At 39.4% G+C, this 24,659-nt stretch carries 23 protein-coding genes and 1 pseudogene; 16 read left to right on the forward strand and 8 right to left on the reverse strand.

Annotated elements, in window-relative coordinates; translation table 11 throughout:
* A partial coding sequence (locus tag ACVBIO_RS18575; RefSeq protein ID WP_447170501.1) for a CorA family divalent cation transporter occupies positions 1-558 on the reverse strand: 558 nt, incomplete at its 3' end.
* A 315-nt stretch (positions 559-873) separates the two neighbouring features.
* Between ACVBIO_RS18575 and ACVBIO_RS18580 the strand changes: the two genes are divergently transcribed.
* Complete coding sequence (locus ACVBIO_RS18580) at positions 874-2,634, forward strand: acyl-CoA dehydrogenase family protein (RefSeq protein WP_447164530.1); 1,761 nt, start codon at positions 874-876, stop codon at positions 2,632-2,634.
* 117 nt (positions 2,635-2,751) lie between these two features.
* On the opposite strand, the gene dacB is transcribed toward ACVBIO_RS18580, so the two are convergent.
* Together dacB and ACVBIO_RS18590 are read right to left on the reverse strand one after the other, a co-directional pair.
* Entirely contained in the window at positions 2,752-4,224 is a 1,473-nt protein-coding gene (dacB, locus tag ACVBIO_RS18585; RefSeq protein ID WP_447162727.1) for a D-alanyl-D-alanine carboxypeptidase/D-alanyl-D-alanine endopeptidase, read from the reverse strand.
* A 56-nt stretch (positions 4,225-4,280) separates the two neighbouring features.
* The gene (locus ACVBIO_RS18590; RefSeq protein WP_447159322.1) at positions 4,281-4,457 is read right to left on the reverse strand and encodes a hypothetical protein; all 177 of its coding nucleotides are present in this window, start codon (positions 4,455-4,457) and stop codon (positions 4,281-4,283) included.
* Between the two features lie 253 nt (positions 4,458-4,710).
* On the opposite strand from ACVBIO_RS18590, the gene ACVBIO_RS18595 reads away from it, so the two are divergent.
* From ACVBIO_RS18595 to ACVBIO_RS18610, 4 genes are all read left to right on the forward strand, one after another.
* Positions 4,711-5,043: a DUF1904 family protein gene (locus tag ACVBIO_RS18595; protein ID WP_447170264.1), complete on the forward strand. Its 333-nt coding sequence runs from the start codon at positions 4,711-4,713 to the stop codon at positions 5,041-5,043.
* A 10-nt stretch (positions 5,044-5,053) separates the two neighbouring features.
* Positions 5,054-6,367 carry a CDP-diacylglycerol--serine O-phosphatidyltransferase gene (gene pssA, locus ACVBIO_RS18600; protein WP_447159320.1) on the forward strand — a complete coding sequence of 438 codons (1,314 nt, stop codon included), beginning with the start codon at positions 5,054-5,056 and terminating at the stop codon, positions 6,365-6,367.
* A gap of 139 nt (positions 6,368-6,506) precedes the next feature.
* A complete protein-coding gene (locus tag ACVBIO_RS18605; RefSeq protein ID WP_447170263.1) occupies positions 6,507-7,268 on the forward strand; it encodes a tRNA-uridine aminocarboxypropyltransferase in 762 nt (253 codons plus the stop codon).
* A 132-nt stretch (positions 7,269-7,400) separates the two neighbouring features.
* A complete protein-coding gene (locus tag ACVBIO_RS18610) occupies positions 7,401-7,742 on the forward strand; it encodes a hypothetical protein (RefSeq protein ID WP_447159318.1) in 342 nt (113 codons plus the stop codon).
* 173 nt (positions 7,743-7,915) lie between these two features.
* Here ACVBIO_RS18610 and ACVBIO_RS18615 read toward each other — a convergent pair whose 3' ends face one another.
* The 3 genes from ACVBIO_RS18615 to ACVBIO_RS18625 form a co-directional block, all read right to left on the reverse strand.
* Positions 7,916-8,509 (reverse strand): response regulator transcription factor, encoded by a 594-nt coding sequence (locus ACVBIO_RS18615; protein WP_447159317.1) that lies wholly within the window; start codon positions 8,507-8,509, stop codon positions 7,916-7,918.
* Complete coding sequence (locus ACVBIO_RS18620) at positions 8,502-10,298, reverse strand: sensor histidine kinase (RefSeq protein ID WP_447173192.1); 1,797 nt, start codon at positions 10,296-10,298, stop codon at positions 8,502-8,504. Before ACVBIO_RS18620 ends, ACVBIO_RS18615 begins: the two co-directional genes overlap by 8 nt.
* A 249-nt stretch (positions 10,299-10,547) precedes the next feature.
* The gene (locus ACVBIO_RS18625; RefSeq protein WP_447173193.1) at positions 10,548-11,699 is read right to left on the reverse strand and encodes an FAD:protein FMN transferase; all 1,152 of its coding nucleotides are present in this window, start codon (positions 11,697-11,699) and stop codon (positions 10,548-10,550) included.
* On the opposite strand from ACVBIO_RS18625, the gene ACVBIO_RS18630 reads away from it, so the two are divergent.
* From ACVBIO_RS18630 to ACVBIO_RS18645, 4 genes are all read left to right on the forward strand, one after another.
* Positions 11,698-11,877, forward strand: a complete 180-nt coding sequence (locus ACVBIO_RS18630; RefSeq protein WP_447159314.1) for a hypothetical protein — start codon at positions 11,698-11,700, stop codon at positions 11,875-11,877. The genes ACVBIO_RS18625 and ACVBIO_RS18630 overlap by 2 nt on opposite strands.
* Positions 11,878-12,040: 163 nt before the next feature.
* On the forward strand, positions 12,041-13,384 hold the full coding sequence (locus ACVBIO_RS18635; protein ID WP_447173194.1) for an FMN-binding protein: 1,344 nt from the start codon (positions 12,041-12,043) through the stop codon (positions 13,382-13,384).
* 84 nt (positions 13,385-13,468) lie between these two features.
* On the forward strand, positions 13,469-14,509 hold the full coding sequence (locus ACVBIO_RS18640; RefSeq protein WP_447170258.1) for a porin: 1,041 nt from the start codon (positions 13,469-13,471) through the stop codon (positions 14,507-14,509).
* A gap of 433 nt (positions 14,510-14,942) precedes the next feature.
* Positions 14,943-15,671, forward strand: coding sequence for an RluA family pseudouridine synthase (locus ACVBIO_RS18645; protein WP_447173195.1), 729 nt, complete (start codon positions 14,943-14,945; stop codon positions 15,669-15,671).
* 810 nt (positions 15,672-16,481) lie between these two features.
* Here ACVBIO_RS18645 and ACVBIO_RS18650 read toward each other — a convergent pair.
* Entirely contained in the window at positions 16,482-17,510 is a 1,029-nt protein-coding gene (locus ACVBIO_RS18650) for a tyrosine-type recombinase/integrase (protein WP_447173201.1), read from the reverse strand.
* Between the two features lie 913 nt (positions 17,511-18,423).
* Between ACVBIO_RS18650 and ACVBIO_RS18655 the strand changes: the two genes are divergently transcribed.
* Entirely contained in the window at positions 18,424-18,993 is a 570-nt protein-coding gene (locus ACVBIO_RS18655; protein WP_447173196.1) for a hypothetical protein, read from the forward strand.
* 87 nt (positions 18,994-19,080) lie between these two features.
* Here the strand turns inward: ACVBIO_RS18655 and ACVBIO_RS18660 are convergent, their stop codons facing one another.
* Entirely contained in the window at positions 19,081-20,127 is a 1,047-nt protein-coding gene (locus ACVBIO_RS18660; RefSeq protein ID WP_447173197.1) for an oxidoreductase family protein, read from the reverse strand.
* Between the two features lie 145 nt (positions 20,128-20,272).
* On the opposite strand from ACVBIO_RS18660, the gene ACVBIO_RS18665 reads away from it, so the two are divergent.
* The 6 genes and pseudogenes from ACVBIO_RS18665 to ACVBIO_RS18690 all read left to right on the forward strand — a co-directional run bounded on the left by ACVBIO_RS18665 (position 20,273) and on the right by ACVBIO_RS18690 (position 24,523).
* Positions 20,273-20,662, forward strand: coding sequence for a glycine zipper family protein (locus tag ACVBIO_RS18665; RefSeq protein ID WP_447159308.1), 390 nt, complete (start codon positions 20,273-20,275; stop codon positions 20,660-20,662).
* A 444-nt stretch (positions 20,663-21,106) separates the two neighbouring features.
* Positions 21,107-21,802, forward strand: a complete 696-nt coding sequence (locus ACVBIO_RS18670; RefSeq protein WP_447170255.1) for an SDR family oxidoreductase — start codon at positions 21,107-21,109, stop codon at positions 21,800-21,802.
* A 348-nt stretch (positions 21,803-22,150) separates the two neighbouring features.
* A pseudogene (locus ACVBIO_RS18675) lies at positions 22,151-22,558 on the forward strand (ATP-dependent zinc protease family protein); the annotation flags it as partial.
* Between the two features lie 84 nt (positions 22,559-22,642).
* On the forward strand, positions 22,643-23,527 hold the full coding sequence (rimK, locus tag ACVBIO_RS18680; RefSeq protein WP_447159365.1) for a 30S ribosomal protein S6--L-glutamate ligase: 885 nt from the start codon (positions 22,643-22,645) through the stop codon (positions 23,525-23,527).
* Positions 23,528-23,803: 276 nt separating this feature from the next.
* Complete coding sequence (locus tag ACVBIO_RS18685) at positions 23,804-24,079, forward strand: hypothetical protein (protein ID WP_447159306.1); 276 nt, start codon at positions 23,804-23,806, stop codon at positions 24,077-24,079.
* Between the two features lie 111 nt (positions 24,080-24,190).
* Positions 24,191-24,523 (forward strand): hypothetical protein, encoded by a 333-nt coding sequence (locus ACVBIO_RS18690; RefSeq protein ID WP_447173198.1) that lies wholly within the window; start codon positions 24,191-24,193, stop codon positions 24,521-24,523.
* Positions 24,524-24,659 lie beyond the last annotated feature (136 nt).

The raw sequence follows: 24,659 nt of genomic DNA on the forward strand, positions 1-24,659 counted from the left end.
CAAGCGAACTTTACCATTAGTGTCTTCTCTTATAGTGATCAGTTTAAACACCTCATCGATACGGTCTTTTTCGAAGAGTTCATGGCCAATATTTTCCAAAGCGCTGTAAGTATCTTCAATGAGATCGGCTAAATGGTCGACTTTCATTTTAAATAACTGAATGAATAATTGCTGGGGTGTAACAGGGACGGAAGACTTTTGAAGGTTTGTGGCTAATGAGTCTATCAAACGCTGATCATCATCTCTGATGGTGATCAATAAGTCTGCTCTAAGGTTAAAATAAATATTAATAGAGCTTAGTGTCTGTGCAGACTTTTGACTAAATAATGAGTTAACGTGTAAACCATCTTTATTTTGGTAAAAACGTGAAGAATCCTCAATTTCATTCCTATCTTCTCTATCTGGTACCTCGTCAGTAGAAAAGCTAGCCAACCAAAGTCTTTCTGCTTCAATGGGTCGATAAATGTCTAACCATATTGTTGTTTCTGGTAAAGGCTCGTCAATATTAAGAGTTGTTGTAGTGACTTGCTGTTGTTGGTAGCAATACGCTGTGATCATGTTGGCTCCATCGCAAAAAGTATGTATTAGTCGAAACCGATAATTAAATATTAGTCAATGATTGCAAAGATATAGTATTTAGATATGGAATGATATTTGTCTCATAAAAAGCTGAAGCAAATTGTACAGTCGCAATACAAGAGGTGAAATATGTCGACCTTTAATGTTTACTCTCAGTTGTCGATAAAACTAAGGTGACAAATAAGGTAATACGAATGCAAGTAAGCTAAAAGATTTACGCTAAAAGGGTGTCATTTGCTGCGACTTCTGATAGATTTGAAACAACTGTTTAAATCCATTGTTTAAGAGTCCGATATGAACCCGTATAACGCCCCATTAGCAGAAATGCGTTTTCTTCTTGAGAAAGTCTTTGACGCCCCAAAAACGTGGTCTGAGATGCCAGCAATGGCCGAGACTGTCGATATGGATACTGCAGCAGCAATTTTAGATGAAGCAGATAAGATTAGCCGCGAATTAATCCATCCTATTAACCGTAGCGGTGATGAGCAAGGTGTTCGGCACGAAGCTGATAGGGTGATCACACCTGATGGCTATAAAGCGGTATATGACCAATACGCTGAAGGTGGCTGGGTAGGGCTATGTGGTGATCCTGAGCTAGGTGGCATGGGCATGCCTAAGATGCTCGGTGTACTAGTCGATGAAATGGCTTATAGCGCATGTAACGCGTTTACTCTATATGGTTCATTAACCGCTGGTGCAGCACTAGCTATTCATGCCCATGGCAGCGAAGAGATTAAGCAGCAGTATCTGCCTATGCTATACAGCGGCGAATGGTCTGGCGCCATGGATATGACAGAGCCTCAAGCGGGATCAGATCTGCGGAACATTAGAACTAAGGCTGTTCCTAATGATGATGGCAGCTATCAGATCACGGGTAGCAAGATTTTCATTACTGGTGGAGATCATGATTTAACTGAAAACGTTATTCACTTAGTACTCGCCAAATTACCCAATACCAGTGGCATTTCATTGTTTTTAGTGCCAAAGATTAAAGTGAATGCGGACAATACTCTAGGTGAAGCCAATGGCGTGACTGTCGGTTCTATCGAACACAAGATGGGGCTTAAAGGTTCTGCAACGTGTGTGATGAATTTTGACGATGCAGAAGGTTACCTTATCGGCAGAGCTAATCGTGGTTTAGTATGCATGTTCACCATGATGAACTATGAACGTTTGGCTATTGGTATACAAGGTTTAGGGACGTCACAAGCGGCTTACCAAATGGCTGCTGAATACGCTAAAGAGCGCACCCAAGGTGTAGCGGCTGGTGGCTCGCCGACAGGCGCTGCAAGCGACCCTATTATTGTTCACGGTGATGTCAGGCGAATGTTGTTAACGATCCGTACGTTAACTGAAGCGGGACGTGCATTATCTGTATATACCGGGCAACAACTCGATTTAGCCAAGTATTCAGATGATAGTGATGCTAAGGCGAAGGCTAGTCGTTATGTTGGATTGTTAACACCAGTATCAAAAGCGTTTTTAAGTGATCGAGGTCTTGATGCTGCGATTATGGCGCAACAGGTATTTGGTGGCCATGGTTACATCCGTGAGACAGGCATTGAACAATTAGTGCGTGATACCCGAATTGCCCAGATCTACGAAGGCACCAACGGCATTCAAGCGATTGATTTCTTAGGTCGTAAAGTAACGGGTGATAACGTCGCCGCTTTATCTGAATTTGTTGCAGAGCAGATCGCTAAAATTAATGGGTATGCTCATGTTGCCGATGGCGATAAAGCAACACTATTGGCATTACTCGAACAGCTACTAGAGGTGGCGAATCAAGTTAATGACAACAAATTAAGTCAACCAGCTTTGATTAACTCATGTGCAGTCGATTACCTCGACGCATTTGGTTATGTCCTTTATGGCTGCTTCTGGTTAGCGATGAATGATGCGGCACATGATCATGAAGATGAAAACTTTAAGCTACAAAAAGCACATCTTGGGCGTTTTTACTTTGATAAGCTATTGGCTAAGGCCGAGTATCATTTATCACAGGTGAAGACAGGGGATGCGTCGATAATGCAAATAGATGAAAGCTTGTTCTAAATAAGACGATTTCTAACTTCGAATAAAAAACGCCACTTAACGTGGCGTTTTTGTTTTATTGTGTTTTTAGCTTATGTAAGATTATCAAACGGGAATGGTGAAAGTCCGAACAACAATTTAAGGTTCGCTATGCTTGTTATTTTTATTGTGAGCCGGAGTGCTTAAGTGATCACTTTGCAGTAACGACTGTAATAACAATACGCTAAAAGGCATGATCTCAACGTCTTTAACTGCTGGACTTTGACCATTTTCTAAGATCACAAAGGCACTAGTGAGTTCATCACCTTGCTTGATATAGCCTGCTAGATTAACAACGCCTTTCATTGACCCTGTTTTAGCCAGCACCTTTTCTTTTAACGGTGCAGCTGTAAACCCTGCACGATACTTTAGGGTACCACTCGCACCCGCTACAGGTAGTTGTTCAATAAGATAATTAAGCGATAAATCATTCTTTATAAGCAATAACACTTGAGCTAAATGTTCTGCACTAAGTAAGTTGTAGCGAGATAAACCCGAACCATCGACGATATTTGCGGTGGATAAATCGATTCCTTGCTGAGTGAGAATATGTTTCATAGCAGCGCTGCCGTTTACAAATGAACCAGGCACCCCATAAGTGTATTGCCCTAAACGCTTTAACAGGCTGTCTGCAATTAAGTTATCGGATTTTAGTAACATGGTCTCAATAAGCGCTGAAAGTGGTTTAGATTGATGCTCTGCGAGCAGTAAGGTATTAGCTGGGCGTTTATTGGTAAGTAATACATCCCCTTTTAAAGTGATCCCGGTATTGTTTAGGATATTTGCAAGGGTTCGTTGTGCGTAAAGGGCCGGATCTGAGATGGCGATAGCAAGCTTTAACGGCTTTTGCCCTTGATAGCAGCCACTGAGTATAAATTGATTATGTTGAAGGCGTTGAAGATTCAATTCGCAAAATGGCTGATTGCCCACTTTGTCAAATACGGCGGTACTAGTAATCGAAACCGGTTCAAACTGGCTAAAGGTGAGTTTACCTAGGTTCGTCGCCAGTGACGGGGTTAGCTTCGCTTTTACGCAATTCTTATTAAGAATATAACGTGAAACCGGCGCGGCATAACAGATCCCTAAATCATCCCACACCCAACCAGGGGCTTGTAAGGTTTCGGTTTGATCACCGACTAAATATAGGTTGCCGTCGATATGCTCCAAACCTTGTGCTTTGAGCTGTTTAAACAACAATCTTAAATCACCGGCGGTGAGAGTAGGATCACCGTCAAAGCGTAAGAACACATCACCCTCGATGCGTTGATTTTTAACTCCCACAAATGCATCAATTTGAGTGTTAAAGGTAAATGCTTTACCTAAAGCAGAAGATGCGGAAACCGCTGTAAGCAGTTTCATGGTACTGGCAGGAACAAATAGCCGGTCAGCATCCTTTCGGTAACTGGCTTCAGAGCGAGTCATAGGACTCACAACGACAGCCGTTTGCGAGGTTTTTGGCTCAATAACCTTAATAATATTTGCAAGGTAGCCGTTAGCAGATGCAAGAGCAGGCGAGAAACAAAGCGTTAAAGCTGTGGTAAACAAGGCTGTTTGTAAAAAGCATATTCTCAAAAGATTATCCTTGTAGTGGTCTCATATCGCTATGAACTCATAAAAATGGGTTTAGGCTAATCATTATCTGTCGGTTCATCTTTTTCCATTAGGCGATATAGCTTCAGTGTGACAAATAAAACCAAGCTAAAAAATAGCGGGATCACCAAGAAGCCTAGCTGCGCTTTAAAATGAAAAATAGCCCATGCAGCGAGGAGCATGACAGCGAGTGTAAGCAGGGTTTTTAGGTTCATCAATTAATCTCGGACGATAAAATAGGGAGCTATATTAGCAAAAGTCACAGCTTTTATCAGTGACTCATACAGCAAACGATAGGGCTTTTTCATAAAATATTACTGTTATTTTATGGTATCAAACTGACTAAATATTTGGCTAACAGAGCAAGAAGCCACCGAAATTTGGTCCTAGAGACCGATATTGAGAGAAAAACCTTGCTCAAAGGCAGTTAAATCGGTAATTTCTATGCCCTTATCTAGGAGGATCTTTATGCCACATGTAAGAGTTAGCGGTTTACCTGAAACGGTAATTGCAACACTGAGTATCAACTTACTTGAGGCATTAGCCGACATCTGTCAGTCAAAACCAGAATCTTTCATACTCGATTGGATCAACAGTAGCAATTATCGTAACGGCAAAAAAGTCACCGATATCGCTCAAGTCGAGGTGTTATGGTTCCCTAAAGATCCTCAAACACACCATCGTGCAGAACAGGTTCTCCGTGAAGCCATATTAAAGGTTTATCCGGGGCTAGAACATATCATTGTGATGTTTAGACAGCTTGAACCAAGCACATATTTTAAAGATGGTCAGCACTATTAAGGAGAGAGCCTTGCTGAGTAAGCTAGGTGGCATACCGCTACAACCAGATTCGCTTTCTTGGTTATTGACGCCTAAAGCGTTAAAAGCTGAATTGTTATCTCGAATTGCAAGCGCAACGCATTCTATTTATATCGCCGCACTTTATTTAGAAGATGATGAAGCGGGGAGAGAGATCCTCGCAGCGCTGATGGATGCGAAGCAACAGAACCCTCAACTTGATATAAAAGTACTCGTTGATTTTCATCGTGCACGTCGTGGCCTTATTGGCCATAAAGGCGATAGCGGTAATTATTTAATGTATCGCAAGGTGATCGAGGCCGCTGAATATCCAATTGATATTCTAGGTGTTCCGGTTAAATCTCGTGAGTTTATGGGTGTACTTCACCTGAAAGGTTTTGTTATCGATGACGCGGTTGTTTTTAGTGGAGCAAGCATTAATAACATCTACCTGCATCAAGATGATAAATACCGTTTTGATCGTTACCATGTGATTGAATCTGCAGAGCTTGCACGCAGCATGCGTGACATGGTGAAAACATATCTCGTTAACGATGTTGCTGTCAGCTCTTTAACTCAACCTAAAGAAACAGAGCATTTACCAACTAAAGGCGAGGTCAGTAGCCTTAAACATCGTCTTTCAAAAGCTGAGTATCAGTTTAGCCAGACGAAAATAGGCAACCGGGTTACACCTTTAGTTGGTCTTGGCCGTAAAAATAACAAACTTAATAGGGTTATTGTTGCCTTAGTTGAAGAGTCTGAAGACACTTTGTTTATTTGTACGCCGTACTTTAATCCGCCATACATTTTAGTTAGGGCGTTGGCTAAGCATCTGCGTAAGGGTAAGAAGATTGATATCGTGGTAGGGGATAAAACGTCTAACGATTTCTATATTCCACCAGAAGAAGAGTTTTCTACTATTGGTGCTTTGCCTTACATGTATGAGCAGTCACTTAGAAAGTTTGCTAAACGTCAGCAATGGGCAATAGAAAACGGTCAGCTGAATATTCACCTTTGGAAAGATGGTCGTAATAGTTTCCATTTAAAAGGGATCAGTGCTGACGGTAAGCGCCATTTAATAACGGGTAGCAACTTAAATCCAAGAGCATGGGCATTGGATTTAGAAAACGGTTTGTTACTGCAAGATGAAAGTGAGTGCTGGAAAGAAAAGTTTGAACAAGAGCAAACGCATATTCTTGAGCATACTGAGCGTTTGTTCCATTACAGCCAAATCGAGACATTGCATAACTATCCAGCCCCTGTACGCAAGATCATGAAGCGCATTAAACGCTTAAAAGCAGATTTTTTGTTAAGGCGTATCCTGTAAGCTTAAGATTTTTGTGATGAAAAAGCCTGCTTATTAGTAGGCTTTTTTGTTCTCATACTTTTATCATTTGACTAATTTTTGCTAAATAGTTTTGCTAAATAACTTGGCGCAAAAGTTTTACTAAAAAGGTTTTGCGAAAATGAATTTGCCTAAACATGCTGTGCATCAACTGTATGAGTACAGAAAAGCTATCTCTTCAAGGCCTTTTACTGCAAGGGGCAAGAATGTAATACGCTGTCAACGTTGCTTGCTGTCAGAGACGCTTTGTACCTGTAGTTTGCGCAAGCAGATTGATAGTGATTTAGCGTTTATGCTGATCATGTACGATGATGAAGTACTTAAACCTAGCAACAGCGGACGGTTAATCGCAGATATTGTTCCTGATACGCATGCGTTTATTTGGTCACGTAACGAACCTAATCGTAAGATGCTGTCGATCATCAACGATCCTAAGTATCAGCCATTTGTTATTTTTCCGGCAGAATATGCGGTTGATGGACAATCGGTGGTTGATCGCGTAGAAAAAACAAAACTCGACCAAGATAAAAAGCCGCTTTTTATCTTATTAGACGGCAGTTGGCGTGAAGCTATTAAGATGTTTCGTAAGAGTGATTATCTGCATCAATTTCCGCTATTTTCTTTCTCTCCAGAATCGGCAGCGGCTTATGCCCTGAGAAAAGGGGCGAGAGATTTTCAATTGGGCACCGCTGAAGTGGCCTCGCTGGCGCTGTCAGCAGCTGGAGAAAACAAAAATAGTGCGGTGCTAGAAGCATGGTTTGCACTTTTCGTGGAGTCTTCATTGCGCGGACGAACTCGCAATGTTCGTGAGGCTTCAACATTAAGCCTGCTTAAGCAAAATTATTCTATTGCGTATCAGAACGCCTGTGGAAAAGATAAGTAGAGTAGGCGGTTAGGCGTGCGATTAGCCGTATAAAGTTAATCGGCAAATCAAGGAGTTGAATCTGCTGCTATTTGGGTTATGCTTACTATTTGATAGCTTTTTGTTTGAGCTATTAGTGATTAAGGAGCATCAATGGCAGCTGGTAATGTGTTATTTTTTGGCGGTTTAACTAAACCGTTTATTTCCTTTAGCCGTTATCTACTGCTCATACCTAGCATGTTTGTTTTTATCCTCTCAAACGTGGCGCCATTAACCTGTAGTTCATCAGGTCAAGACTTGAGCATGTCAGATAACCTTATTGCAAAACGTAACATTCAAGAGGTGTTTACCTCTGTAGTATCGCTAACTCAATCGCGTAAGATACTGCTGGTAAAAAGTCGCTATAGTGCAGGGCTTGTCTGCCAGGACAAAGGTTGGGAGTTTTGTGCCAGATGGGCCAAATCAGGCCGTAGCTCTGGCAGTCGAATCGCTTAGTGATCTACTGTGTCGGCAAGTTTACTTGCGTATGATTTAAAACATATAAACGACTACATATGAGCTGCTGGATATGAGTTATCAATTAAAAGCTGGCTAGTCGCTTTAATCCTAGCGGTATCACATATCGCTGTATCAAGGGCTCAGTTTTCTTCTACTTGAACGCTTCTACATTACCTTTTTCCCATTAAGAATGCGAGTTCTGCAACGTTACTGACCTGCATTTTTTGCATGACTTTTTGACGATGTAGTTCAAGGGTTCGCTGGGCGACATTGAGCTCTGCCGCGATAACTTTATTAAGCTTGCCTTCAAGTACCTTGTTCATTACTTCATGCTCTCTTGGGGTAAGAGTCGCTAACTTATCACCTAAGGCTTGACGCTCCAGCTTTAGCTGCATGGTTTGCTCTGTTTGTTGACTTGCCTGATTGAGCAGTAGAACAAGCTTATCGCCATCTACGGGTTTTTCTAAAAAATCGAGGGCACCTTTTTGAATCGCTTGTACCGCCATCGCGATACTGCCATGACCACTGAGCATGATAACGGCAATAGGGCTCTGTGCTTGGGTCATATGAGTTAATAGGGCACTGCCATCCATTCCTGGCATCTGTACATCTAAGATTGCGATCCCCGGGCTATGCAAGTCAACTTGATGTAAGAAGGCATCTGCAGAGTTAAAGCCTTTAGGTTGATAACCTAGGCCGTTCAACATCCAGGTTAGCGAGTCTAATACAGCTTGATCGTCATCGACTAGATACAAATTAGTCATTTAAGGACTCCTTAATTGGTAATGTTATGGTCATGGTTAAACCCGCTTGTGGCGGCAGAGTATCTTGATTGAAATTGCTGGTCGCTTTTATTTGGCCATCATGTTCCTCGATGATGCGCTTACAGATCACCATGCCAAGACCTAAGCCATTCTCTTTAGATGTTTCAAAGGGAAAAAACAGACGTTCTAGTGCGATGTCACTCAGGCCACAACCATTATCTATAAATACAATATGGGCTTTCTGCCTATCTTTGGTTAGCGAGATTGAAAGCTTAGGATCGCTACTGGCTTCCATGGCATCGAGTGCATTACGGATAATGTTGACTAGCACTTGCTGGAGTAAGCTTGGATCCGCGAGTAATTCTACTTGCTCGCAGCTGATCGCTGGTGTTATTTGCATTCGGGCAAACTCTGCGGCCATTAGGCTTAATGTATCGTCTAAAATCTGATTGAGACTGCACTGTGTCATAACACTGGGTTGCTGACAGAAATGCCTAAAGCGCTTAATGGTTGCTTGAGCTCTATCGACTTGCTGAATAGCCTTTGTCATTGCATCTTTTAGATCAGCCTGATCATCTGATAATCGATAAATACAGCCCTGAGTTAAATAACGGATCCCGGCTAATGGTTGATTTAACTCATGGGCGATTCCGGATGCCATTTCACCCGTTAATAATACGCGTTGGGCTTTATAGAACTGCTTTGTTTGTTCTAGTAAAGCTTTTTGTGTCTGGGTATGTTGTTCAACTTCAGCCTGAAGATCTTGGGTACGCAAAACAACTAAGCGCTTTACTCGTAAATGATAGATATAACCGAGTAAGAGTACGATTAACACGACGATAACCCAAGGAAGCGCACTCTTAAAAATTGAGGTCCAGTTGGTGACAAAAGGCCACTGTTGTAACTGCTTTAACAGTTTAAAGACTTCACTATCATTGACGGTTGCAGACCAAGAGTCATAACGGCCAATGATAGCCGCGGGCTCATCTTTAGTGATGGATAGCAATGAGCGAACAACGCGAGTTGCCAAAAGATGATCTGTTTTTCCCAATTTGGAGAATGAATAGTAAGGATAAAGCGCACTGGAGCTTTGGCAGTTGAAGTGAGTCTGTGGTTTAGTCAGCACTACATGCAGGCTATTTGGGGCTATCTCTCCTTTACTCACAGCGTTCTCTAAAACACAGGTTGGTAATATTGCGATATCAGCCTTGCCATCTAATACTAAATTGAGCAGTTTCTGTTGTGGAAAGCCGACAAAGTTGAGCTGTTTAAAATCGCTAAACGGGTTTAGGCCGTTATGCGCCATCTCTCCTGCGAATATTTGAAATCCGCCAAATGCTTGTTTATCTGTAGAAACCGCTGTTAGATATTTAAGATCCGCCATATTTGATACGTCGACATCTGCACGGGTAACTAATGCGGAACCAACGGACAACGTCGGCTGCTTATTATTTAAAGACACCAACGTCAGTATGCTGCTAGTACCATAATCCTTTTTGTAGCTCACCGCGGTTAACGCATTGGTAATTAAGAAATCTAATTTGCCTTGTGCAACATCTTGATCAAGTTGAGTCGGTGTTAGCGCCACCAGCTCAAAGGGATGATTTAAGTCGTCCTCTAATTTATCAATGGTCGGTTGCCAACGCTTTTCTACTGTATCTGGATGTGTGAAAGCAAGCACCCCGACACGTACTGGACTGGCTTGAGTCGATTGTGCTGCGTAGGCATCACTAATAGAGCAGAAAATAAGAGTACTTAAGCTTACTAGGCCAGCTAGTTTTACCAACATCATTTAGCCCAACAGATAGGTGATTCAACAAGAGTTAAAACGCTATTATGACGCTTTTGTCGCTAAATGTTGGGAATACGCGGTCGTTAAGTGAAGCTAATCACGCTTTAGTTGCGATTGCGGAAAACCGCTATATAAAAAATAACCCGTAACTTTATAATTAGTTTACGGGTTAATATTATAATTCCATTGCTTGATTGAAGTTTATTTAATGTATCAATTAATTTTAAATCAACTTTAAATTATTGCTCAGTCATTTTTTAATCTATAGTCGTCAAATTTTTTAGATTCTACTTTATCGCCGGCTTCATTTAAGAACCAAACGGCTTCAATCTCATTGTGACTATTAGTATATTTAATCGCCTCATCTATAGACATTAAAAATAACGCGGTTGAAATAATATCAGCAAAGAGTTGGTTGCTATTCATCACGATTGTTGTCGATATCCCTGATTCTTTTGGGTATAACGTCTTAGGATTAATGATATGGTGATATTCTTTACCATTAACCCTGTAGTACCTTAAATAATTACCGCTGGATACAACAGTGATATCATTACCGCTTATTATCTCATGGTATTGCTCTTCAAAGAGTTGGCATTGAGGCAAAGTATTATTATATTTTTTACATACTGGGTTTTCTACAGCTGTCGCAAACAGTCGCCCTTGAGGATGAATGCCGTAATGCCTAATATTGCCTCCTGCATTTATCATGAAGTTTTTTAGGCCATCGTTTTTCAATTGTCTGTAGAGCATTTCAGCCATCCACCCTTTAGCGATACCGCCAAGATCGATACTCATACCCGCTTGCATCTCTATGGTGTTTTGTTCTGAGTCTAACGTTATATTGTCTATATTGGTTAATGGCTTAGCTAAATCAAGTGCTTTTTGAGTAGGAATGTTGCACTTATCCTGTTGTTTACATTCGCCTTTACACTGGGCTCTATGACCTCGCCAAAGATCGATAACAGGCGATAATGCAATATTGAAATAGCCATTGGTTTTAGCATGCCAGTCAATACTTGCTTGGATAAGCTCAGTGAGTTTAGGGTCAATAGTGTGCTTTTTCTCTGGCTCATTATTGATGCTTTTAATATTGGTGACGTGTGGGTAAGTACTGTAGTTCGATGCAAGATAATGGTATTTCTGGATTACATTTAACGCGTTACACAATGTTTTATCTAAATGTTCTGTTTCTTTGTCATATATATCGATACTTATTGATGTGCCAAAATACTTAAGTGTTGTTAGGTTCGTTTTTATCTCATCAGTTATTATAATTGCGTTACCTTCACACTGATATGGTCTACCTTTTGTGTCCACTTTAATGATGGTGAAATCTGGCGCTTCAGAAAAATTGTTTTGTGTTTGTGCATAAGCCGAATTAGATATCACGAACATGGAAAAAAGCAATCTTGATATAACTCTTTTGGAACGATTAAATTTAGAGCTGTTAGATACAGTACCGTTGGATGTAGTACCGCTCATTACGGACGAGTACATCATAGGTAATCTGCATGATTTACGCGAAGCTGGTATTTTATTCACATTACTCTCAGGCTTAGATGGCAATATTTAAATAAATATCATGGACAGTGAATTGAGTGAAAAACAACTTCTCGTTATGTTAACTCTGTCATATAAATAGAACTAAGCAAGCCTTATTGCGGAAAAGCGCAATTGTGGATAAATTTAAAACTTATATTCTGAACTCAATGTAATAAACATTGAAGGCCGACAGAATGAAAACCTTAACATTATTCAATAAAACACTTGTAAGCAGCGCAATATTATTCGCCACCATGACACTTGCAGGCTGTTCAACAACCATGAGCCAAGGTAAGTATGCTGATGGTACTCATGATGTATCAGCTAAAGGCAAAAAAAGTGTAATCACGCTAACCGTCGAAGTTAAAAATGGTCATATCGTTGATATCAAAACAAAGTCTCATAAAGAAACTGAATCACTTTACTTAAATGCTGAGCGCTTATTGGCTAAAGTTGTGGCGAATAATGGCCATGAAGGTATTGATGCTGTTTCTGGTGCGACCTATTCATCGAATGGCATTTTAGAAGCGATTAACACTTTGCCTAGAGCCGATGGTAGTCAACCTGAATATGTGTCAGTAGGTGCAAAAGATGAATCAGCTGATGAAGATTTCAAACTGAAATGGTCTATTCAGCCTCAACTTGGTTTATTAAAGGGTGACTATTATTACCAAGAGGCCCGCTTCCGCCAAGGTCACATGGGTAGTGTAGCCATAGTTACCGAGCTTAAAAACTCAGATAACGTGATATTTGCAGAGTTTAATGAAAGTGGGCGTCCTAACTACTACACCCGTTTATACCAAGATGTCCCTAAGCGTATGTCTGAATATAACTTTTCTATGGGTAAGAAAAAGGGCACGGCTTGGGTTCAATCAGCTCTAACCATGGAAAAATTAATGGTAGAGCAAGACAAGCTAACTTTTGAGCTTAATCCTGATTTTGATCCATCGTTAGGCAATAAGCTTAAAGAACCGAATCGTTTAAAATACACCGGCATCGATGTTGTCGCTGGAGCCTCAAACAGTATTCAACAGTCTATGGTACCGCTAACTGCCAAAATTCATGCTCAGATCAATGAGGATGGTACTCATCAACGTTTTTATCAATACGCTGAAAAGCTCGTTGATAGCAAAGGTAAATGGACTGGCGTAACAGCCATGTTGCGTATTGTTGTCGACACCAATACTCAGCAAATTACCAAAGCTCATTACGACGAAATCTTTGCTGATGAGAAAGCTTCGATCACAGATGCGTCGCAAAAGAAGTTCTACCGTCAGTCAAAGTATGAATCTATTAATTACGTTGAACCGGCTCGAATTGGCTTTAACGTGATGATTGATGCGCTTAATACTCATTTGCAGCAAGGCGGCTCATTATTCTTAATTAATGATCTACCTGCTACCGGCGATACCGGTAGCTATGCTGCGACGGGTTTCACTAAGCGTTCTAACTCTTGGGATACTTACTTGAAGCAAGCTGAGATCTTATATACGCAAATGCGCCAAGACGGCGTGATTGTTAAACACAAACAAAACTAATCCAGCTCTGGACGTCGACTCCTAATTGCCACAGAGCCAAGGAGTCTTCTTGCCTTTCAACGTATTAATACATTAAAAGAGAAGATGATGAAAACAATTAAACTGACTTTACTTGCCGCAGCAGTATTAGCTTCACCAACTGTAATGGCTGATGCTTATAAATTTTATGGCCGCATTGATTACTCAATTACACACTCTGACAGCGGTAGTGCAACTCACAGTGGAAAAAGCGGTACCATTTTAGAAAATAACTGGAGCCGTCTTGGTGTTAAAGGTAACGCACCGTTAAATGATGATTTTAGTGTATTTTATCAAATTGAAGTGGGTGTAAATGGTGCAACTGAAGGTAAACAAAACAATCCCTTCTCGGCGCGTCCAACGTATTTAGGAATAAAGCACTCTACAGCTGGTCAACTTGCCGCAGGTCGTATTGATCCAGTTTTTAAAATGGCAAAAGGTACTGCCGATGCTATGGACATGTACTCGCTAAAGCATGACCGTTTATTTGCGGGTGATAAACGTTGGGGTGACTCACTAGAATATAAAACCGTTAAATGGAATAAAGTACAATTTGGTGCAAGTTATATTTTAGAAGATAACTACTACGGCGAAGATGATGTTCGTCGTGATAATGGTAATTATCAAGTTGCACTAACATATGGTGACAAGCTATTTAAAACAGGCGACCTATATCTAGCTGCAGCCTATACTGACGGTGTTGAAGATATAAAAGGTTTCCGCGCAGTTGCTCAGTATAAGTATGATAATTTAATGTTAGGTTCTATCTATCAGAGCTCTGAAATTGTTAATCCAAATTTAGATAACTGGCAGCAACGTGATGGTGATGGCTTTATTGTCAGTGCTAAATATCAAATTGATAAGTTGACGCTAAAAGCGCAATACGGACAGGATGATTCAGGTACAGGTAAAATTGCTGGGCGTGTATATGACAAGTTAGGCGCTGCAGCGACGGACGTACCAGAGGTGTCTCAATGGGCAATTGGTGCAGAATATCGCTTATCTAAGTCAACGAGAGTACACACTGAATTAGGCCAATTTGATGTAAAGCAGTACTCAGATTTTGATGATACTATCGCAAGTATTGGTTTTAGAATAGACTTTTAAGCGCTAAATTAATTCATAGTTTGCTCCTCGAGGGTGTACAAGGATGTGCACTTTCTTGGTTTACTCGACTAAGTTTCATGTACTATTTCTTCATAAAAGACTAGTCTATTTCATTTTAAAACTGACTGTTCTCTGCACCTATATTACTCTGTACTCATCATTTTCATGATCACTTCACAATCAGTCTCACAGTTACTCTCTCTGCCATGCTCATTATTGTTAAAATAAAAATTAATGATACTGCCACCAGTTTTATTCATATATCTGACTTTTTATGTTGTTAAGTTAAAAATATCTCGGGTTTGCACTTTAACTTTTGAGTAATAATTCAAACTCATGCATAACCATGCTACAGCCTCAACTAAAGCATCACTCGTTGATAAAGATAAACTCATGTATCATCCATCACATATTTTAGCACCTGGGATCACCAATGCTGCCAATCGTAGATGACTTTATCGCTCCGCCATGTTTTGAAGATATTACAATACTTTATCGGGACGATGATTTACTACTTATCAACAAACCCTCGGGCCTTTTATCTTTGTCGGGTAAGCATCCCGCTAATTTAGATTCGGTGCACCATAGATTAGTGAAAGATTTCCCTGGATGCTCTCTAGTGCATAGATTAGATTTGGGTACGTCTGGAATTATGTTGATCGCACTCAATAGGGGGATAAACGCGCTACTGTGTAAACAGTTTAGTGAGCGTAGCGTGTTAAAAAGATATAACGCACTTTTATTGGGAGCACTTACTGATGATAACGGCTTGATATCGGCCCCAATTGCTAAAGACAAACCTAATTTTCCTATGATGAAAATCTGCGCCGAAAGCGGTAAACCATCTTGTTCCCGTTATAGGGTATTATCTAGAGAAAGATTTTCTGTCATTCCAACAGTACAAAAGCAAATGCTAATTGAGAATGTTGATGATAAATCTATAGATGTCACTCGAGTCGAATTAACGCCCGAAACAGGTCGTACTCATCAATTACGGATCCATAGTCAATACTTAGGTCATCCTATTATCGGTTGTGATCTTTATGGCACTTCATTTTCACATAAAGTGGCTTCAAGATTAATGTTGCATGCAACCCGACTTGAGTTTGATCATCCTATTACAGGCAAAAGAATACTAGGATATAGCCCATGCCCATTCTAGTTTCGAAGGTTATTGTGATTCAATTAATAATAGTTTGTAATGATAGCTTTTAATCTTCATCCTTTTAATTGGCATTTGTGATTGATGTAATCCGTGAGGCGAGTAGTTAGTACTAATACTAAATTATTTGATTAGGTTATTTAAAGTTAGCACCATCTTCATATGTCTACTTGTAACAGCTAACAGATATTTAGCTGATGTTCTAGATAAAAAACCAGCTAGTTTTATATTTTCCGTGCGGATAAATATTTATCATTCGCGTGCTTAAAATATAACAATTGTGGAATTTAATTAATGTGATACACAATCAATATCAATATGTATAACTCGGTATTAATAATTGAGATTTACACTTTTTAAAGTGCAATATGTTTGTAGTGAAATATATTTAAAGCATGATACGTTCTTGAAATACACAGGCAACTCAGCTTCACAATAAACTTATTTTATAACTAGGAGGTATATGCAAATTATTAAGGTAAGCGCATTATTTTTAATCGTAGCAATAACGTACATCATCTATATTTGAAAATGCTATTAACATTAATTCGGTCTTAATCTTGCTCTGTTTTCAATATGAAATAGCGTGTTAAAGTAATATAGAATGAACTACTGTATTTTAAATAAATTTAAAAAGTTATTTTTAAAACGATAAAAATCAATAATACTATTGCGCTTTACATCAGAGCTTTATTTGGCAGTGAGAAGCCTGTCCAGGATTTACTGTTAACAAAATCAATCGCAAATGGAGGCTTCAATCAGCTAAGTAGCATCGATTGCTGTCGAAACCAAGCACCACATATTAAACAACTAATCCTTTGGCTTTAGATAATGGCGAAGTGAACGCGGATCTGTATGACCCGTCCTACCCATAATATAGAGATGATCTTTATTGTTTTCATGTAGCTGGGTAACACAACCACTTCTTAAACTATGAGCACCATAAAAACGAGAGTTTAGTCCGGCTCTGTCGCAATATTTTTTTATCATCTGATAAATATCATCTCCCTTTAAGAAACCTTTTCCCATTCTTGGCTTGTTAACAATATAATCTCGTACACTGTTTCCATCTCGACTGAGGGATCTAAAAAGGTGGCCTTGTTTTATTTTAGTTGCCGTAAGCCATAGCTGTACAGCCTCATAAGCAGAAAACATTTCTTGTTTAGGAAGATCTTTCCACTCTCTTTGGCCCTGTTGATTACTTTTAGAGTAGGGCACTCGCACCTTGAGTTTTTCTCTCAAAAAACTAATATGTTCTACTTTAATTTCAGCCAACTCTGAACGTCTAAACCCACCTTGTAATCCAAGTTGTAAAATAGCTTTGTCTCGTAATCGCGTTAACTCTTGCGGCTGTTCATCGATCACAGACAATAGCATCTCTAGTTCATCATAAGTTATGGGTTGCTGATCGTAATCTGACATATGCCGATATTGATTGCGCATTAATCCACGCATAACTCTTATCACCAATGGATGTTCTGTTGGCGAATGAAAACTGGCTTGAATATGAAAAAAACGGATCGCGGCTAATCGAGTATTGATAGTTTGCTTTGAAAGCTGGTGGCCACTTTTTTCTTGGTACAACTCTTTTTGATGACCGATAAACGAAATGACACTTCGTGGATCCGCGGGCAGGGCATTTAATCCGTGTTGTTCACAGTAACGTTGAAAGATCGAGAAACTTGAAGAGTAAACTCTGCGAGTATTGTGAGATATTTCATACTGAGTTTCATCTGCGGCACTTTTATAATCATCTAAGATTGAAACCGGCAATTGTTGCTCTCGAAAAAACTTTTCATCTGAACCTTGGGTGTACTGCGATTTGTTTAGGGTATTGATTTGAGGGTGAATATTGTCATAGCCAGAGGTAACGACATTAGCGTCGGGATCGCTTTTAGCATGAGGATCTACTGCTGCAATATTGACTGTTAATTCGACATCTGTTTTTTCTGCTTTATTGTCAATATCATTTATGTTTTTATCAACACTCATCTTTCAAATACACCTAAAACCAACATCTGCTTGTGGAGAATAGCCTAGTAAATCACTGATATTCTACATAAATCCTGTATTTTCTACCAGTGATAATCGTCATTATCACTGGTAGAGATTGAAAAAGATAGAATTGCGGTTTTTATGAACAAAGGTAGCCATTCTTTGCTCACTTTAACAGCAATAGTGAAATCAAAACTTAGTGGTTAAAATTAACCTTCTCAGGTGCATTGCACTTGAGAAAATCATTTTAATAAAGAATGGTGTAACCATTTTAATGCTTGAAATTGGTTCTAAATTGACTTAGCTTTGAGTTGGCTTTGAGTTAGAACTAGTTTAAATAAATTGAGACAAGGCATAGGTAAATAACGTGGCAATAATATCTAATAGGTAAGTCTGACATCATTATAATTTGAGTAAAATTTTACACAGTAAAACTATCCTGCAGAAGGACGGCCATTAAGACCAAGCTAACTAGAAACAAGATAGCAAGAAACAGAGTATTTATGAATAAGCTAGATTAGCATGTAGGTTCTAATATGTGAGTGATAACACTTGGTAACAACGGGTTTAGTATGGTGACACCATTTTATCTGTCTTACCTATATGTATAGAGGGCAATATAAAAACACTAGATTTAATAGATAGTTATATAGAGAAAAGAGTAATACTTTTATATAATGTGGTTACACCATACTTTATCTGTTGGTTATTTCCTTATGCATTATTCTGATACTTATACAGGGCTCGAGAATTTATTATGGTCACACAAAAAATGTTATCTGAGGTTGAACAAAAGTCTAAGCTTGTGACTGAGTCTAAATCTGGTACAGATACAAAAAATCCAGTTAAGCCAGCACAAGTTTGGCAGTACCATAACGCAAAGCCGACAGCAGGGCGGATGTTAAAACTGCTGCAACTCGATGAACTGATATTTGCGTTACCTTTGATCTATCGTCTCATTCCATTAACTGAAGTTACAAAGAGAAAAGACTGGTTCGTTGAATTTAATTCTAATGGCGATAGTCATCAGCTGTATATTATGTTGACAGAAAGTTTATCAGAGCTAAATCATAAGCGTAAACAGAATCGTGGTTTAGATATAGCTTTGGAAAAATCGAATATTTTGCTCAACCAGTACTTCAGTGATTATGGTTGGAGAATGGTTCGTAAAGAATTATCGCAAATAAAAAAACGTAAAAAAAAATCACATATGGAGATTGGTAATGATTTAGTCACTCGCTTAAAAGAGTTCATGTCTATCAATCAAGTCGATACTTTTGATCAAGCAATTGATTTTCTGTTAAGTGAATATCAAGATAGAAACTAAAGAGTGAGGAACACTTGGCTAATATATAAGAAATTTTATCCAAGTATATTCTTGCCTTTCACTCGGTTTGCTCTCGGTTTAGTTCTGTTAAACGTTAAGATACGCAGGATCATTACAATAATTTAAAGCCGTTTGCGTTATCTTTTCACTGAATCGATTTCGTTTTGTGTGTTCTGGTGCCCAGCCAACGAGGAAGCGTTCAAAGTCAGCCCAGGCAAAAAAGACTAATTTTTGCCACTCTTTGATGACGAGTAAGGCATCAATATTGGGTTGGTATAATTCTATGGCCCTTGCAAGCTCTGAAAAATAATCATGCAGTAATACTGAGAAATTACTCTCGCAGTCTATTTCAGTCAAACAACTACCAAGCAAGTAAATGACATCTTTAACACCCACTCCAGTGCCTACATATTGAAAATCGACAGCGGCCACATCCGTGAATTTTTTGTTAAAACAGAAGTTTGCAACTTTGGCATCACCATGTACTAGTGTCTGATATTTGCATTGTTTCAGTATGTTATCTATCTTGGCTGCATTTGATTTTAACATTGTATCAGGCATTGCAAGCCATTCTTCATGGCGAGTTTCAAGATGCCAATATGTTCCAATTGGCCAAAGCCCTTCATGTGCAGTCTCAGTTGAAATTTTTAAAAACTTTGCATGAAAATGCGCTAACCAACGAAGACATAACTTAGTTTGATCTATCGTCAGACCTGACGCTCTCGTTGAAAACCCGTTTGAATCTAGATCAGTCATAACAATCAGCTGGGTCAATCCATCTCTATGTTTGAAGCTTGTCATCCCTAATAGCATAGGTACTTGACAATTATGATCGCACTGGTCGGCAAAGTCTTTATAAAAGTTCATTTCAACTTTATAAGAGTTGAGTTTTCTCTGATGTGAAAAAGAGCCAGCCCATCCTCTTGGGTGCTTTACCTGCTTTGGCGGACAGATATGTTTTACGATAAAGGTATTTGCACTCTTGAGCTTGCTCTGTGTTGATGAAGTGAATCGGTATCTTGCTATCTCACCATATCCAGCCCAGAGCGACTGTATTGTTTCTACTTTGTAGAAAGATTGTGTGCCCAATATGTAAGACAAGCCCTCCTCAACAGATTTTACATTTTGTTTCATTAATGAGCCTTAGTGAAGATCTGTTCAAGTGATGGACAGGAAAAAGGCTGTACTATAATCGATATACATAAGAATTCAAAACAGAGTATGTCCATTGATTCTGTTGATGATTAAAGTAAAATTATTTGATAAATAGGAATTATTAATGAAAAGTTATTTATTAGCAATTGGTTGTATGTTGTTACCGTTTAGTGCCATAGCCAATATTATTGTGGATAAAACAGGAGTTGATGAGAAGGACTATGTATATGATTTGCATCAATGTACAGAGTTATCAACTCAAGTTAAACACAAAAGTACAGATTCGAGCGCTGTTGGCACTGCAGCTAAAGGTGCTGCAATTGGCTCTGCCGGTAAGGCTATCGCAGGTGGTTCAGGTTCCGATGGGGCAAAACAGGGCGCAGCAATAGGGCTCGGTATTGGGGTGATTTCTAAGGGTAGAGAGAAGCGCCAAAACAGAGATTCATTTGAAGCCGAGCAGCAAACAGTGATCAAAAACTGTATGACAAATCGTGGCTATGCGGTCTTAAATTAACAGGATAAATGGGATTACATTTAAACTTGCAAGAGAGGGTCCATACTTGCCAGTTGTTACTCATATGTGACTCTGTGGTTGCAGAAGCTCATCTGCAGTAGCTAAACTTTCATCACTTAAATTGGTGTGAGTTTTACACTTTCTTTACCTTTGCAATCTGATTAGGTGTTCTGCTTTATCTTTAACATAGACTAAGTCTATCAGGGCAAGCATGGCGCTGTAGCGGTATCCAATAGTCGAGCAGACGCTCTAACACTTGATTTGCTGAATAATATCGTTTGATAACACATTTATATAATAGACAAGCTTTTGAAATGCATAGATGTTAATGAGTAACTAATACTTCATATTTTGTATTTTTTCCCTCATTATTTCGCAACTTTGCTTGACTCTGAACTAGACTGAGCTTTGATGATAGAACTCGATCTTTTTAAGGTAAATTAAATGACTAAACATGTACTCATAACTGGTGGGAATCGCGGAATAGGCCGGGCGTTCGTTGAGCACTATTTAAAGGCGGGCTGGCAAGTTACAGCTAGTTGCCGAAACCCCAAAAAAGCAGTAGAGCTGTCGGTGCTAAAGTCGAACTTCGATCAGCTAAAGGTGATAGCGCTAGATGTTACTGTGGCAGATTCCATTTCGGCATTAACCACTGAATTAGATGGCGTTCCGATAGATCTACTCATCAATAACGCCGGGTATTATGGTCCTAAGGGAGTCAGCTTTGGACAAACGGATGCAAATGAGTGGCGAAGAGTACTCGAGATCAACACCATTGCCCCTTTACTAATAACAGAAGCCTTATATACAAATCTCAAACTTGGGTCTAACAGCATTGCTGCATTTATCTCTTCCAAAGTTGGAAGTATGCAGGATAACAGAAGTGGAGGGGGCTATTACTATCGCTCGTCAAAAGCGGCACTAAACTCTGTCGTTAAAAGCCTTTCAATCGATCTTAAAGCTGATGATATTAAATGTGTCGCCTTACACCCTGGCTGGGTGCTAACTGCAATGGGGGGGCCTAATGCATTAATAGATACAGATGCATCAGTAAAAGGAATGATGCAAGTATTAGACTCTTTAACACAAGAACAAAGTGGTGAATTTTATGATTATCAGGCTAAGGTGATCCCTTGGTAACAGTATTTAGAACAGAATACGTTACACGGTTGCACCTGGATAAAAACGATTGCTGTTGAGAACTACTGACTGACAAATTGTAAAAATAACACATTTATTATGTGTATAAATTATAATTTACCTAATGAAACTACTCAAAAAAACATATTTTTGATACTCTACATCTTTAATCGAGTTAACGTGATGTCAGCCGTTCATACGTCTATAAAACGACGATGAACATCTCAGTTTTCAGGATTTTAGAAAAAAATCTATCGGTATGCAGAAAATAACTAAAATTTAGTTTGCATCTGCTGAAAAAAGGAGTACTTTCGCGCTCCTTAATTTAACTTAACTGGAAGAATTGTAATGAGCGACAATAAGTTTATTATCGGAAGTGAAGAGTGGTGTGCATTCCCAGCTCTTGGTGTTCCTGCAATTAAGGCTAGAGTAGACTCTGGCGCCAGAACGTCATCAATCCATGCTGTCAATATCCGACCTTTTAAAAGAGAAGGCGAGCCATGGGTTTCTTTTGAGCTTCACCCGATACAAAATAGTCGCAAGATCATTCTTCGATGTGAAAGTAAAGTTATCGATCGTCGTAATATCAAGAGTTCAAATGGCGAATCAGAAAAGCGTTACGTTATTGCCTCTGTTATTCAGCTAGGTGGTCACGCGTGGGAAGTAGAACTTACATTAACGAACCGCGATAGCATGGGTTACCGCATGCTGTTAGGCCGTGAAGCGATGAGCAACAAGACCTTAGTTGACCCTTCTGCTTCATTTTGCTTAGGTGAGCAAAATGATGATGAAGTTGAAAAACTATATGGTGTTAAATCGGCTAAGAAAAGCGGTTTAAAGATCGGCTTACTAGCGAGCAACCCTGACTTATACAGTAACCGCCGTATAATCGAAGCTGGTGAACAGCGCGGTCATGAGATGGTATTCTTAAACATCAAGCAATGTTATTTAAAGCTTGATGCTTCTGAGCCTGAAGTACATTACCGTGGTGGCCGTATATTAAACGACCTCGATGCGGTTATTCCGCGGATCAGACCAAGTATGACTTTTTACGGTTGTGCGTTAACACGCCACTTTGAAAGTCTGAATATCATGGCGCTTAATACTTCTGATGCGATAACACGCTCAAGAGACAAACTATTCTCTTTGCAGTTATTGCAAAAGAATAACTTAGATATTCCTACCAGTGGATTTGCAAATTCACCTGTTGATACTAAAGATCTAATCGATATGGTTGGTGGTGCACCACTTATCGTTAAGCTACTTGAAGGTACTCAAGGCAAAGGCGTTGTACTTGCAGAAACGACAAAAGCAGCTGAAAGTGTGATTAATGCTTTTAAATCGTTACATGTAAATCTATTGGTACAAGAGTTTATCAAAGAAGCTCAAGGTAAGGATTTACGTTGCTTTGTAATCGACGGTAAGGTTGTTGCTTCTATCGAGCGTACAGCGGCTCCTGGTGAGTTTAGAGCTAACATTCATCAAGGTGGTAGTGCATCTATCGTTTCGGTAAGTGCTGCTGAGCGCCAGTTAGCACTTAAAGCGGCTAAGACAATGGGACTTCGTGTTGCCGGTGTTGATATTATCCGTTCAAGCCGTGGACCACTTTTACTGGAGATCAACTCATCGCCAGGACTAGAAGGTATTGAGTCTGCTACTGGTATTGATATTGCTGGTGCAATGATTGATTCAATAGAGAAGAAGTTAGGTTGGAAGCCTGAATAATTAGCATCCAATAACGACTTAATTAAAAGCGTTATGTCTCAGACATAGCGCTTTTTTTTCATCCAATATCCGCATGCTTTTTGTGGCATTCTGCAATAAGTTTACCTTCATATAACAATCATTACTTTGGTGACCCATAGCTGGCTTTAGATGAACAGGAATAATGAAGCAATGACGATTATGCTAGGTTAAAGGCCGCCATTTTGAGTAAATTTTTTTACTCAAATAGTACTTTGTGCTACTTTTATTACTTACTTTTTTTCTATGGAGGAAATTGTGAAGTCCACAGTAGACAAAATGTTAGTTAAGCATGACAAGCTCGTTCATTCAGAAGATGTTAAAGTTTGTTCCCATACACAAAGAGCTAAAGATGACTGGGTCATTCACACTGTCATGATTGATAACTGTGATACTCCTTTTACGTTCAGGCGAACCAAAAAATATAAGAGTTTGAGCGGTGCCCGTGTAAACATGACTTATTATCCAGACAAGCAGGGGGTTGCTGGCTTCGAAATGGATATTTTTAAAGTCGTGAGAATAAAACGAAGTTAACCCTGGAACGTGTCTTTGTTGATAATATAGCCATTAAGCCAACGTACAGCGTTAGAAAGTTACTATTTACCCCAATAGCCTAATAGCAGGGCAAACTTTACAGGGGTAAATATGCATTCCACTAGACAACAAGCTCTTCAATGTCAGGCTTTTGAGCCGCGAGTGATTACTGAAGACAAAGTGACAAGTCTCACATTACTTATTCATGCATCTATAAGGCTTACTCAACGAGCCTTATTGATGCGTTATCAAAATTTAGACCAAATATCAGCGCTTACACTTCTTAGTCATAAATCTGAAGCTCTAGAGTTACACCGTGCAGTGTTAAATACTGGAATGGGTGATAGCGAGAAGCACATACTAATTAGCTATATCAATCAAAATATCGAAGTAATAGATGAAGCTATTGGATCTAGTTCAACAAAAAAACGGAAATTTATCTAAACTCTCCTCTTCCTGCTCTTATGGCACACAATGGACTTATGGGGTTTATGTCGACATCAATACGCGCCGCCCCATAAAACATGCCAAAATTCGAAATTACGCTTGTTATCATTCTTAAGTGTTAATCATGCTTACA

This window comes from Shewanella sp. 0m-8, from assembly GCF_052977265.1.

Excerpts from the sequence above, each read along its gene's own strand:
- ACVBIO_RS18635 (WP_447173194.1), top strand. The coding sequence starts at position 12,041 with ATGAAAACCTTAACATTATTCAATAAAACACTTGTAAGCAGCGCAATA.
- ACVBIO_RS18610 (WP_447159318.1), top strand. The coding sequence starts at position 7,401 with ATGGCAGCTGGTAATGTGTTATTTTTTGGCGGTTTAACTAAACCGTTT.
- ACVBIO_RS18655 (WP_447173196.1), top strand. The coding sequence starts at position 18,424 with ATGGTCACACAAAAAATGTTATCTGAGGTTGAACAAAAGTCTAAGCTT.
- ACVBIO_RS18660 (WP_447173197.1), bottom strand. The coding sequence starts at position 20,127 with ATGAAACAAAATGTAAAATCTGTTGAGGAGGGCTTGTCTTACATATTG.
- ACVBIO_RS18645 (WP_447173195.1), top strand. The coding sequence starts at position 14,943 with ATGCTGCCAATCGTAGATGACTTTATCGCTCCGCCATGTTTTGAAGAT.
- ACVBIO_RS18580 (WP_447164530.1), top strand. The coding sequence starts at position 874 with ATGAACCCGTATAACGCCCCATTAGCAGAAATGCGTTTTCTTCTTGAG.
- ACVBIO_RS18670 (WP_447170255.1), top strand. The coding sequence starts at position 21,107 with ATGACTAAACATGTACTCATAACTGGTGGGAATCGCGGAATAGGCCGG.
- ACVBIO_RS18595 (WP_447170264.1), top strand. The coding sequence starts at position 4,711 with ATGCCACATGTAAGAGTTAGCGGTTTACCTGAAACGGTAATTGCAACA.
- ACVBIO_RS18590 (WP_447159322.1), bottom strand. The coding sequence starts at position 4,457 with ATGAACCTAAAAACCCTGCTTACACTCGCTGTCATGCTCCTCGCTGCA.
- ACVBIO_RS18630 (WP_447159314.1), top strand. The coding sequence starts at position 11,698 with ATGGAAAAAAGCAATCTTGATATAACTCTTTTGGAACGATTAAATTTA.
- ACVBIO_RS18625 (WP_447173193.1), bottom strand. The coding sequence starts at position 11,699 with ATGTTCGTGATATCTAATTCGGCTTATGCACAAACACAAAACAATTTT.
- ACVBIO_RS18690 (WP_447173198.1), top strand. The coding sequence starts at position 24,191 with ATGCATTCCACTAGACAACAAGCTCTTCAATGTCAGGCTTTTGAGCCG.
- ACVBIO_RS18620 (WP_447173192.1), bottom strand. The coding sequence starts at position 10,298 with ATGTTGGTAAAACTAGCTGGCCTAGTAAGCTTAAGTACTCTTATTTTC.
- ACVBIO_RS18665 (WP_447159308.1), top strand. The coding sequence starts at position 20,273 with ATGAAAAGTTATTTATTAGCAATTGGTTGTATGTTGTTACCGTTTAGT.
- ACVBIO_RS18640 (WP_447170258.1), top strand. The coding sequence starts at position 13,469 with ATGATGAAAACAATTAAACTGACTTTACTTGCCGCAGCAGTATTAGCT.
- ACVBIO_RS18615 (WP_447159317.1), bottom strand. The coding sequence starts at position 8,509 with ATGACTAATTTGTATCTAGTCGATGACGATCAAGCTGTATTAGACTCG.
- ACVBIO_RS18605 (WP_447170263.1), top strand. The coding sequence starts at position 6,507 with ATGAATTTGCCTAAACATGCTGTGCATCAACTGTATGAGTACAGAAAA.